At 59.2% G+C, this 11,901-nt stretch carries 11 protein-coding genes and 1 pseudogene; 7 read left to right on the top strand and 5 right to left on the bottom strand.

All coding sequences use genetic code 11. From position 1 onward, the window contains the following. Positions 1 to 80 precede the first annotated feature (80 nt). Positions 81 to 987: pseudogene (locus F1563_RS01015) on the bottom strand (sugar-binding transcriptional regulator). A gap of 214 nt (positions 988 to 1,201) precedes the next feature. Between F1563_RS01015 and F1563_RS01010 the strand changes: the two are divergent. Continuing rightward, positions 1,202 to 2,050, top strand: coding sequence for a Cof-type HAD-IIB family hydrolase (locus F1563_RS01010; RefSeq protein WP_002526774.1), 849 nt, complete (start codon positions 1,202 to 1,204; stop codon positions 2,048 to 2,050). A 9-nt stretch (positions 2,051 to 2,059) separates the two neighbouring features. Here the strand turns inward: F1563_RS01010 and F1563_RS01005 are convergent, their stop codons facing one another. After that, entirely contained in the window at positions 2,060 to 3,277 is a 1,218-nt protein-coding gene (locus F1563_RS01005; RefSeq protein ID WP_002526773.1) for an acetyl-CoA hydrolase/transferase family protein, read from the bottom strand. Between the two features lie 42 nt (positions 3,278 to 3,319). On the opposite strand from F1563_RS01005, the gene metX reads away from it, so the two are divergent. The 5 genes from metX to F1563_RS00980 are packed head-to-tail and all read left to right on the top strand — an operon-like array spanning position 3,320 to position 8,066. Beyond that, positions 3,320 to 4,567 carry a homoserine O-acetyltransferase MetX gene (gene metX / locus F1563_RS01000; RefSeq protein WP_002526772.1) on the top strand — a complete coding sequence of 416 codons (1,248 nt, stop codon included), beginning with the start codon at positions 3,320 to 3,322 and terminating at the stop codon, positions 4,565 to 4,567. Continuing rightward, positions 4,543 to 5,193, top strand: a complete 651-nt coding sequence (gene metW / locus F1563_RS00995; RefSeq protein ID WP_002526771.1) for a methionine biosynthesis protein MetW — start codon at positions 4,543 to 4,545, stop codon at positions 5,191 to 5,193. Before metX ends, metW begins: the two co-directional genes overlap by 25 nt. Then, positions 5,190 to 5,681 (top strand): Lrp/AsnC family transcriptional regulator, encoded by a 492-nt coding sequence (locus tag F1563_RS00990; protein WP_002526770.1) that lies wholly within the window; start codon positions 5,190 to 5,192, stop codon positions 5,679 to 5,681. Before metW ends, F1563_RS00990 begins: the two co-directional genes overlap by 4 nt. Continuing rightward, entirely contained in the window at positions 5,678 to 7,267 is a 1,590-nt protein-coding gene (gene lnt / locus F1563_RS00985) for an apolipoprotein N-acyltransferase (protein ID WP_002526769.1), read from the top strand. Before F1563_RS00990 ends, lnt begins: the two co-directional genes overlap by 4 nt. After that, positions 7,248 to 8,066, top strand: coding sequence for a polyprenol monophosphomannose synthase (locus F1563_RS00980; RefSeq protein WP_002526768.1), 819 nt, complete (start codon positions 7,248 to 7,250; stop codon positions 8,064 to 8,066). Before lnt ends, F1563_RS00980 begins: the two co-directional genes overlap by 20 nt. Before the next feature lie 63 nt (positions 8,067 to 8,129). Here F1563_RS00980 and F1563_RS00975 read toward each other — a convergent pair whose 3' ends face one another. Next, on the bottom strand, positions 8,130 to 8,462 hold the full coding sequence (locus F1563_RS00975; RefSeq protein ID WP_002526767.1) for an RNA polymerase-binding protein RbpA: 333 nt from the start codon (positions 8,460 to 8,462) through the stop codon (positions 8,130 to 8,132). Between the two features lie 159 nt (positions 8,463 to 8,621). After that, on the bottom strand, positions 8,622 to 9,347 hold the full coding sequence (locus tag F1563_RS00970) for a glycerophosphodiester phosphodiesterase family protein (protein ID WP_002526766.1): 726 nt from the start codon (positions 9,345 to 9,347) through the stop codon (positions 8,622 to 8,624). 136 nt (positions 9,348 to 9,483) lie between these two features. Here F1563_RS00970 and pdxY point away from each other — a divergent pair, with 136 nt between their 5' ends. Further along, positions 9,484 to 10,362 (top strand): pyridoxal kinase, encoded by an 879-nt coding sequence (pdxY, locus tag F1563_RS00965; RefSeq protein WP_036958209.1) that lies wholly within the window; start codon positions 9,484 to 9,486, stop codon positions 10,360 to 10,362. Here the strand turns inward: pdxY and F1563_RS00960 are convergent. Further along, entirely contained in the window at positions 10,299 to 11,825 is a 1,527-nt protein-coding gene (locus tag F1563_RS00960; RefSeq protein ID WP_002526764.1) for a helix-turn-helix domain-containing protein, read from the bottom strand. The two genes, pdxY and F1563_RS00960, sit on opposite strands and share 64 nt — an antisense overlap. Positions 11,826 to 11,901 lie beyond the last annotated feature (76 nt).

The following is an 11,901-nucleotide window of genomic DNA, read 5'->3' as shown; positions in this document are numbered from 1 at the left end:
GTAGGGCTTCCGTGCCCTTTTCAAGTGGCACATTCGTGCCAATGTGAGGCCACGAAATGACGTGGGGGTCATCGTCAGGCTTACTTGAGGAGCAGTTCGGCGGTGGACACATCCGTGACGATATGGTCCACATAACCTGTCAATGCCGCAGCACGGACGAACTTGACCTGATTTGTCCCGTGAGCGATGAGCACAGTGCGTCGACTGCGACGTAATTGAGCCAGGGTGGGGCTTGAGGTGCGCTGACCCAAGGTCGGGGCCACCACTCGTCCATCGTCGTCGATGAATCGCCCACACAGATGTCCCACCGCATTTCTACGGATCTGTTCGCTTTCCTGTGAAGTCACCAGATCACTGCGACGAATCAGGTCCATTTCCTGTGGGGAGGAGCCAAGTATGAGCACGGCACTGCTGACACGTCGACTCGCATGTTGTCGCGCCGCTGGTGAATCCTCAGCTTTCAATCGCGCTGTGACACTGGGATGCAGCAGCGGCACCGGGCAGGGGTGTACTACCAAGTCCGTACGTTCCATGAACGTCTTCATCGAAAGATGGACATCGTGGCCCGGAGCCGTGCCCGCACATTGGTTCAAAGCCCGTGGTCGCCGCGGGGCACGGGCCATTTCCAGCGCACACGCTTGTACTGTTTGGGACCACCAGAACGAGACGTCTTCCTCACCGGGTAGAACGAGGATGTTCGCCAGGTGAGCGGCAGCCGAGCCCAGAGCGTGTAGCAGGTCGCCGGTCGTCGGACCAGTGGGGCTTACGAGGAGCAGTCCGGCGATACGAAAACGCTGGGTTAAAGTCTGCACAAGTTCCCGGATCGGATTCGCGAGGATCAACTACATGGGTGCGAACGTATCCCAACTCGCGCGCGGTTGCCAACAGTTTCGAGACCTGAGGACGCGACACGTGCAGGACTTGCGCTACCGCAGCTTGATCCAACCCCCGTAGGTGGTACAGCCGAGCGGCATCCAGAGCCATCATCTGGCGAGAGCTGAGCGCTCTTCGGCTGTTGGTGCGACCAGGGGAGGATGAAGGCACACCATTGAGCGTAATCCGTAGGCATACCGAACGCCACCACAAATGGTATAGGCGTCGATCGATTCGTTACACTGTAAGTCTCGCCCGCGTGGATGAGCAGTGCAGTATTTATACCAACCGCGCGGCCTGAAGGTTTCGCTATTCTGACCACGTGGACATGCCGAATCCAACTCCGTTCCCTGCCCCCGCAAACGACCTTCGCCTGGTGATCTCCGACATGGATGGCACCCTCCTTGACGGCGATGGGAATATTCCCTCGCAGCTGTGGCCCCTGCTCGAAACCATGAAGGATCGTGACATCGCCTTCGTACCGGCCTCGGGCCGCCAATGCACCACGCTGTCCACGATGTTCCACTCTCACTTACAGGGCATGCCGATTATTGCGGAGAACGGAACCTACGTTGTCCGTGACGGTATCGACATCTCATCGTCTCTTATCGATCCCAACCTTGCCCATGAGGTTATCACCGGAGTTCGGCAACTCCGCGACGACGGCCATGACGTCGGCTTGGTCGTCGACACCAAATCTATGGCTTACCTTGAGCGCGGAGATGACCCCTTTGTCTCCCATGTGGCGACGTACTACCACAGCCACACAGTCGTCAAAGACCTCACCGAACACACTGACAACGTTATCAAGCTCTCCATCTACGACTTCGATGAGGCTTCTGACACCACCCACCCGACGATGCAGCGTATCGCCCGCGAGCACCAGGTAATCCTCGCCACCCCTAACTGGGTCGACATCATGAACCCAGGCGTCAATAAGGGCAGTGCCGTCGAGGCTGTTCAGCGTGACCTCGGCGTCACTGCCGGCCAAACCGCCATCTTCGGCGATTTTCTCAACGACCTCGAGATGATGCCCTTGGCGAAGTGGTCCTTTGCCATGGCCAACAGTCATCCTGACATCATCCGGGCATCCAATTACGTTGCCCCGCCGAACACCGACAACGGCGTCATTACTGTCCTTTCCGCGTTGCTAGGTGTCAATGTCCCGACGATATGAGGGCCAGTGTCACGCCAGGGACAACTCTTTGGCCTGACGCCAGAGTTCTCCGCGGGCGTCAGGATGAGCAGCATTCTCAATGAGTTGCCGCGCCTGCTCCTCTTGGGACTTCCCGAAGAAATCTGCGACACCCTGTTCGGTGACGACCACCGAAGGTTGGCTCGCTGATGCGGGGGAGTCCAGCAACCCGACGATCGTCGAGCAGTCAGCCTTCGGATGCCAACTCAGCATGGCGATGAGCGCTTGTCCACCTAGGGAGTGCATTGCCCCGACCAAGAAATCAGTGGATCCCCCAATCCCGGAATAGATTTTCCCGCGTACCCGGTTGGCATTGACTTGACCAAACAGATCTACTTGCAGCGCCGCATTGACACTCGTCATTTTCGGCTGGGCCGCAATAAAACTCGGATTGTTCGTTTTCTCGCAGCGCAACAACTGCACTCGGGGGTTCTCATTTAACCACTCATAAAGGGCAGGGGTACCCATAGCGAAAGTTCCAGTGATGAAGCGCTCGTCAAGGCTGTGAGCCTCCTCGAGTAGTCGGACCGAGTCGGTGAGTAGCTCAGTCCACACGCCAAAAGCCCTGTCATCAGGCAGCATTGCCACGACGGCATCGGGAACAGCACCGATACCCACCTGGAGGGTTGCCCCGTTAGGCATCCGGGAAGCCACGAGGTCGCCAATCCGCTGCGCAATCGGACCAGGCGACGGCATGGCGGCCGTCGGTAAAGGAGTGTCTACGATGACTCCGATATCGATGTCGTCGACGTCGACAATTCCGTCCCCGAAAACATATGGCATGCTCGGATTCACCTGAGCAATGACGAGGGCTCCCCGATGCTTCGCCGATTCCAGCGCAGCAGGGAGCACCTGCACCTCAATGCCCATGCTGACCGCGCCGCTGCGAGGTGTGCTGGTGTGGAGGAGGAGGATATCCGGGGCGAACCGACCCTCGTAGAGCTGTGCAGCAAGGCTCAGCCGACACGGGACATATTCGAGATTCTCAGCGTGGCGGGCCCCGGGGCCAATAAAGACCGTTTCGTGAGTAACCCCCGTACGTATCGGCACGCCGACCGGGGCGTTGATACACACCAACCGCCACGTCTCCAGGCACCGATCAACGACGTCGAGAAGAGGCAGGGGAGTGGATCCAGAGCCACCACACACCACCCGGGGCTGTCCCGTCATACCTTTCAACACGTGTTCGAGGCCCGCTTGATCCATCATGCGCACGACTAAGAGCGTAGTGGCTTATGACCCCTCACGCGCATGACGACGAAAACTGGCAAGATAGGATCGATGTTACCCCGTCTACCAGCACCTAGAATCAGTCCGGAGGGTCCCGGTGTCGGGACCGTAGAGACTCAGTACGCAACTGTCGCCGTGCCAGACGATCCTCTTCATCTGGTTGCAAGTGAGCGCCTCGGGCACGTCACTGTCGCCTACGAGACCTACGGGAAACTCAACGAATCCCGCGACAACGCGGTCTGCATCTGTCATGCGCTCACCGGTGACGCCCATGCCGCCGGGTTTCATCCCGGAGAAGACCGTCCAGGGTGGTGGGACAACATCATCGGGCCTGGTCGCGCCATTGATACCAACCGGTTCTTCGTCATCTCATCCAACCTTTTGGGAGGGTATTCCGGCACCACGGGACCAGCCTCGATTAATCCCGATACCGGGAAGCGCTGGGGTCTCGATTTCCCCCAAATCGACATGCATGACTTCGTTGAGGTGCACCTACGGCTCGCACAGTACCTAGGCGTTGAACATTTCCACGCCGTCATCGGCGGTTCCATGGGTGGCATGCAGGCCCTCGACTGGTCACTCACCCGTCCGTCGACCCTTGATAACGCCATCATCATCGCATCGTCAAGTGGTTTAACGGCTCAGAACATCGCCTTTTCCGCGGTTGGACGCGAGGCAATCCTGCGGGATCCGGCCTTTGCTGAAGGCGACTACCACGACGTGCGTCCGGACACCGGATTGTCAATCGCCCGTATGCTCGCCCACATCACGTACCTATCAGAGGATGCTTTTGCCGAAAAATTCGGGCGCTCCCGTCAGTCCGAATCAGTCGAGCGGGGGTTCGGTACCAATTTCGCCGTTGAATCGTATCTCGATCATCAAGGAGAAGCCTTTCTGACCCGGTTCGACCCATTGAGCTACATCTACCTCACCCGCGTCATGGACTACTTCGATCCCTTTGGCCGAGCAGGTGCCACTGACGACCTTATCGCCAACCCCGTGAATTTCCTCGTAGTTTGCTTCGATACCGACTGGAGGTTCTCTCCGGCCCACTCGCGGCGCATCGCGCGGCACCTCGAAGGAGCCGGATTACCGGTCAGCTTCGCAACAATTGCGTCTTCTTGGGGCCACGATTCCTTCCTCATGAGGCTGGGTCCTTACCACGACCTCGTCAGAGCCTTTCTGACAGCCGAACGCCTCTCGATGCGGGCATCACGTCGCGCCCCGCACTTCGACGGCCACCTGTGTACGAGGGAGACGGCGCTGTGACGCTTCGTCCCGATCAACGCATACTTACCTCATTGGTGCCGTCGCACTCCCGGGTTCTCGACCTGGGCTGTGGTGACGGTTCGCTTCTTCGTCACCTCATCACCACCAGCGGCTGCCTGGGCACTGGGGTCGAACTCGATCACTCGTCCTTGATCACCGCGATGTCAGCTGGAGTGCCTGTGCTGGGGCTGGACCTCAACGAGGATCTGGGGGAGTTTCACGACGATTCCTATGACGTCGTCATTTTGTCCCGGACTCTGCAAGCCATCGTGTCCCCTGATGAGGTGCTTGCCGAAATGGCGCGTATCGGCACTCTGCTTATCCTCCTGGTGCCGAACTTCGTGTACTGGCGTAACCGCCTTAAGGTCATGGGTGGAAGGATGCCGACCTCCCATGATCTACCGTATTCCTGGCATGACACCCCTAACCAGTCTTATTCGGGTGTCGCTGACTTGGAAGATTGGTTCGCAAGCTTTGACCTAGAGGTCGTGAAACGGGTGTGCCTGGACGGCAAAGGACGTCCATCGCGGCTAGCGTCTGCTGCACCAAACTTGCTCGCTGGATCAACCATTCACGTGCTGAAATCCCATTGGGTCGAGCCAGGGGCAGGGAGGAGCCATTTATGACTAAGCATCACGACGACGAGGACGAAGATCGGTCTCCGATCCTTGAGGCCACCGATCGTCACATCCTCGGTTTACTTGAGAAAGATGGTCGGATGTCGTGGACCGAACTCGGCCATCAGACCGGCCTATCGACCTCCGCCGCTCAGCAGCGCGTCAAGCGTCTTGAGGCGAAGGGGATCATCACCGGGTATCACGCCACCTTAAACCTTGAGGCGATTGGTGCTGGTATCACCGCGTTCATCTTCCTCAACCCTATCGATCCTGAGGAAGACGAAGCGATACCCGGTATCCTGCGGACCTTTCCCGAGGTACGGGGCTGTCACTCCATCGCTGGAGCAGCGTCTTATCTGGCGCGAGTCCAAGCGCCTAGTACCGGCCATCTCGATCAGCTGCTTACACGCATCCGCAAAGAGTGCCATTGCGGTACAGAAACAGTCGTCGTCCTCGACACCGTGTTCGACGACCTCGGCATGCTGGGAACTCGATGATTTTTCACCTGCCGCGCATCTCGTGGCTGCGCGGTGTGGCCGCGTTTACTGCCGGTGTCGCGACCGGAACTGGTTTCCAACCGCTGGGCTGGTGGATCCTTGTCATTCCCGGTCTGACCGCGCTCATCCTGTTGGTGCGCACTACCACTGGTCGGGCCGCGGCAGGGCTGGGATACTTGTTCGGAATCGGCTTATTTACTACCACGATCGCATGGGTCGGCGTCATGGGACCGCCGGTAGCGGTGCTGCTCATCGCCGTCATGGCGTTGTGGTGTCTGATCGCCGGGTGGGCGATTCGGTGCGTCAGCGTTTTACCGAAGGCCCCGGTATGGCAGGCAATGGTGTGGACGGCCACCGAGGTCGGGGCTGCCGCCGTCCCGCTGGGCGGGTTCGGTTGGGTCCGACTGGCATGGACCGTTGTCGACACACCGTGGGTGGGTATCCTCAGATGGGCTGGCAGTGTCGGTACGAGCTTCCTCGTGGCTCTGGCGGCCGGGCTATTGGCCCGTGTCGTCTCGACCAGGGGGAGGAGTCAGCGCCGCACCAGTATCGTTCTCGTCGCAGAGTTTCTCGTCGTCGCGTTAATGGGAACCGTCTGCGTCACCCTGGCGAACCATCGCAGTCCACACCAACGCTATGCGCGGGTCCTGGTGGTGCAGGGGGGAGTGGACGGAACTGCAGGCCCATACGCGATGGGATATGCACGGTCGGTCACCGACAATCATCTCTCCCAGACGATCATGGCCGTCGCCGAGCAGAGAGTGTCCGGCAGCCCTGCCCCCGACATGGTGTTGTGGCCGGAAAATTCCACCGATGTCGACCCAGTTCTCGATTTCGAGAGTCACCAAATCGTCATGGGCGCGCTGGCTCTTTCGAATCGGCCGATCTTAGTCGGCGCCGTGACTGACGGCCCCGGCAACGATGAGCGGCAGACAACATCGATGTGGTGGCCGCCATCGTCACCGCAGCCAACCTCGACATATCACAAACGTAACCTGGTTCCCTTTGGCGAATGGATCCCTGCGCGGTCTTTTTTCCTTCCGCTCATCCCCGTCCTGAAAAATATTGGGCGGCAATCTGTCCCCGGGACGAGCCCAGGTGTCCTTGATGCCACGATCGCTGGCCAGCAAGTCTCAATTGGTGTGGTGGCTTGCTTCGAGGTGGCCTATGACGACACAGTCGCTGACGCGGTGCGCCACGGGGCGAAAATTCTGGCCGTTCAGTCGAATAATTCATCCTTTATCGGTACCAGCCAGACGCCGCAACAGTGGCAGATCACCAGGGCAAGAGCGGTAGAGACCGGACGACATATTGTCGTCTCAACCACGAATTCTTTTTCGGGGCTGGTGAACCCTGACGGATCTGTAGCGCTGCGCACTAACGAGGGTGGCCATACGAATTTCACAGTGACCATGCCTCTCGAATCCGGTCTCACTATTGGTGTACAGATTGCACCGTTGTTACGGATCGTCATCCTCGTGTGTGCATCAGGGACCATCGCGGTGTCGTTACTGCAACGCCGTCGCGCTATGCTCGCACAAGCGAATCACAACAGATCGGAGAGGGATGTCCGCCACCGACACTGAAGTCCGGCTCGACAAGGTCCTTGTCGTTATTCCGACCTACAACGAAGCGGAGAATATCGAGACCATCGTTGCGCGGACCCGCCGCGCCAACCCGAACGTCGACGTTCTCGTCGCCGACGACAATTCGCCGGACGGTACTGGAGAGATTGCCGACCGCATTGCGTCTAGCGACGACCACGTCCACGTTATGCACCGCAAAGGTAAAGAAGGCTTGGGGGCTGCGTATCTGTCCGGATTTCGCTGGGGCCTTGACCACGGCTATGACGTGCTGGTCGAAATGGACGCCGACGGTTCCCACCAACCTGAACAATTGCCGCTACTGCTGGAGGCCCTCAAGCGCGCCGACATGGTCAAGGGGTCCCGCTACGTCAAGGGCGGATCGGTGGTCAACTGGCCAAAGTATCGCGAACTCATCTCGCGAGGTGGTGGCCTATGGACCCGGATGTGCCTGGGGATCAGTGTCAAAGACCCCACCGGCGGATTCAACGCCTTCCGCGCTAACACTCTGCGCGCTATCGGACTTGAGGATGTCGCCTCGGCTGGTTACTGCTTCCAGCTCGACCTCACCTGGCGTACCCTCAAGAAAGGTATGACCGTCGCGGAAGTCCCGATCGAGTTTATTGAGCGTGAATACGGCAACTCCAAGATGAGCAAGGATATCGTCGTCGAGGCGTTGCTACGTACCACTATGTGGGGGCTTGACTACCGCTCTCACCAACTCAAAGATCTTGGCCACGTGGCCTTGGACCGAGCCGAGAAGGTCGCCGGTGACATCAAGGAGCGCCGTTCTCACCGCTGACAAAAAGTGTGTGCCCCATGGACCACGTCCACGGGGCACATCGGCCACACGGCCTCAGCAGGATTAATCTTCTTTGCGGATTTCGTCCAGCCTCTCGGCAAGTAGTTCTTCGAGTTCGGGGATCGAACGACGCTCAGTAAGCATGTCCCAGTGGGTACGTTGCGGCTTCTGCTTCTTCCGCTGAGGATCTGTGCCGTCGCTACGCAGCGCCTCTGCGCCACAGCGCGGGCACTCCCACAAACTCGGTAGTTCTGCCTCAGTGGAGAAGGTGAGATCAAAGTGGTGGCCGTTTTGACAGTCAAAGCCAATCTCCTGGCGTTCGGCCATCTCAACGCCTTCTTCATCCTCGAAGCTCTTGGATCCTAAACCCATGCCTCGTAGCGCACGGTCGGCCATGATGCTCCCTCCTGCTTGTAGGCATCAAGCCCTGGTCGGGCCTCAACAACCCCAGCATCCCACAAGCAACAAATTTCGGGGCACAGAACCGACGGCCGAGACAGGCGTTCACGCCGTGGACGTACGGTGGCGACCGTTAGCAGCAGCGATCACAGTGGATCACCGCGGGACAAGAGTTGGCGCCTCCTTCGGCTGGTGGACGCGAGCAAACTCGCACATGAGGTCAGGACGATCTGTAACAATGCCGTCAACTCCCATGTCCATCAGCTCTCGAGCCTCAGAGATCTCGTTGACCGTCCAGACGTGAACGGCTCGCCCCAGACGATGAGCAGCATCAATAAAGGTCGGTGTCACAAGGGGGGCTCCATATCGAGTCAAGCGATGCGGCACCTGGTAGGCGTCTCCGCAAGACCCTGCCATTTGCATGCTACGAGGGCCGACGACAGCCCAGCCAACCCCAACAGGTCCCACCGCGGTCGCAGTGCGCTCCCGAATGAGTCGACGGAACGTCCGGATACGGTTACTGCTAAAGGACCCAACACAAACCCGACCCCATGCCTGGTGACGGGAAAGAACATCGATAAGCGGCATAGTGGCGCCATCATGCTTGATGTCGATATTGATAAACGCCTCGGGAAAGGCGTCAAGTATCTCGTCCAAGGTGGGGATCGGTTCACCACCGACCTTGGCTTGTTTGACCTTGTGCCAGGGCATGGCGGCAATGACGCCGCTCGATTCAGTGACGCGATCGAGTATCGGATCGTGGAATGCCACTAACATCCCGTCGCTGGTCGCGTGAACGTCGGTTTCAAGATAGGTACATCCCACCTCGACCGCATGCCCAAAGGCAGCAAGAGTGTTCTCGATCCCCTTGTTGACGTCCATACCTGGCGCCACCACGATGGGCTAACACAGTGAACGGACGCTGGCAGTACGGATAGTCAGTAGCTCTCACAACAGCCCATTGTGCCCCTGAGATGGTCTGGGTGAGTGAGCACGGTGGCCACTACCATGTTCTACCGTGAGTGTCACCGTCTTATCGCTGCAGTCCCACGTCGTCCAGGGAACCGTCGGTAACACCATCGCTGTTCCCGTAATGCGAGCTATGGGAGTGCGTGCTTGGGGGATGCCTACTGCATTGTTGTCGAACCACAATGGCCGTTCCAGTGTCGCTGGCATCCCCATCGATTCTGAGCAGATTGACGCCATGGTCAACGCCCTTGACTCCAACGGCGAGCTCAAGCATGTTGACGCGGTGCTGTCAGGGTACCTCACCCCGCGCACCGGGCCAGCAGTACTGCGAACCGTGGAGAAGTGTCGTGCCCACCACCCCGACACGATATGGGTCTGCGATCCTGTCATGGGGGACGTGACCCCAGACGGCCAGCTCAGGGCCTACGTCTCCGACGAGACCGTGTCATGGATGAAGGATGCTGTTCAACACGCCGACGTCGTGGTGCCAAACCTCGCCGAGCTCGGCATTCTGACAGGGACCGAACCTCGCACCCTTGACGACATCGTCAGGGCGGCTCGAAGCCTCACCGGAACGCACCTTGTCGTCGTCACCTCAGTGCCGTATCACGATGATGATGGTGACGGCATCGCGATGGTTGGGGTGACGGGGGAGAGGGCCATTTTGACCCACGACCCTCTCCTCGACCATCACTTCAACGGCGCAGGAGACCTCACTAGTGCCGTTCTTACGGCGGGGTTGGTGAAAGGGGAATCACTGGATACCGCACTCGGCAAAACGGCCGGTGTCGTACATGCAGTCCTCGAGCGCACCATGGCGCATCCCGGTGACGAGTTAGACTGGTGGCCGGAGGACGCCACGGTTCAGCCGTGGAAGACGGTGATTTTGGCCCCCAACGCCCCAAGCCGGGTCGGAAGGTCCTCGTAACCACGGTTGATCATGTAGACGTCGCGCAGAGCCGTCTCTCCCGAAGCAGCTAAAGCCGCCAACAGCAGACAGACGGCAGGACGCAGGGCTGGCGGGCAGATAAGTTCGCGGCCACGCCAGCGAGTCGGGCCCCGCACGATGAGACGGTGCGGATCAAGCAGCTGAACGTCAGCGCCGAGTTTGCCCAGGTCGAGCAAGTGGATGGCACGGTTCTCGTAGCACCAGTCGTGGATAAGGGTTTGGCCGTCGGCCTCGGCAGCAATAACCGCAAAGAACGGCAGGTTGTCGATATTGAGGCCGGGAAAGGGCATCGGATGGATCTTGTCGGCCACCGCCCGCAACTTACTGGAGCGCACCGTGACGTCAACCAGACGGGTGAACTCGTTGTGGGAGACATACTCGGGGGAAAGGTCGAAGTCCAGACCCATCTCGGACAAGATCGCCAGCTCAATTTCAAGGAACTCGATCGGGCAGCGGGTGATCGTCAGCTCCGACTTAGTGACGACCGCCGCCGTAAGGAGGCTCATCGCCTCGATCGGGTCCTCGGATGGAGCGTATTCGACGTCAGCGTCGATCTTCTCGACACCGCGGATTCGCAGAGTCGTCGTTCCGATGCCCTCAATCTGCACGCCGAGCTGGCACAGGAACACGCACAGATCCTGCACCATGTAATTCGGGCTGGCGTTGCGCAGCACAGTCATACCAGGGGTCTGGGCAGCGGCCAGCAGCGCATTTTCGGTAACAGTGTCGCCGCGCTCCGTCAGGACGATGTGACGCTCCTTGACGGTGCGATCAGTGACGTGGCACTGGTAGAAGCCCTCGGTGGCAACGACGTCAAGGCCGAATGCGCGTAGCACCTGCAGGTGGGGCTCGACGGTTCGAGCGCCCAAGTTGCAGCCACCAGCGTAGGGGAGTTTGAAAGAATCGTAGAACCGCATCAGCGGTCCGAGGAACATGATGACGCTTCGGGTACGTCGAGCAGCCTCAATATCCATATCATCGAGGTTGAGTTCAGCCGGACGAGTCAGGGTGAGGTCGCGCTCATCGTCAGACCATTCGTAGGTGACGCCAATAGAGGTGAGCACCTCAAGGATGCGGTTGACCTCCTCGATGTGGGCGATACCGCGCAGCACGGTACGGCCCCTGTTGATGAGGCAGGCACACAGCAGCGCGACGGCGGCGTTCTTGGAGGACCGCACCTCGATGGAGCCAGAGAGCTGATGACCACCCTCGATGCGGTAGTTCATGGTGCCGCTTCCCGGTTGGGTGATGATGGGGGACTCCAAGGCCTCTGCGATGCGGTTGATGTACTCCAAAGAGAGGTTCTGTGTGCCTGACTCCACCCGGTGAATAGCGCTCTGGGAGGTCTTGAGGATCTCCGCCAATTGGTTCTGCGTCATTCCATGCTGCTTGCGCGCGTCGCGGATGAGGCGACCGACCGAAGCTGGAGTGATGTTGTCCACAGCAGATCCCTTCGACGACAACTCGTTTCCTGACCAAGATATATCAGATCTGAGTTCCTTCCCTCAGGGAGGACTG

The sequence above is a fragment of the Cutibacterium modestum genome (genome assembly GCF_008326345.1).
Taxonomy (GTDB): Bacteria; Actinomycetota; Actinomycetes; order Propionibacteriales; family Propionibacteriaceae; genus Cutibacterium; species Cutibacterium modestum.
Note: the sequence above shows the minus strand (reverse complement) of the source record. Positions and strands in the feature narration are given on the sequence as shown.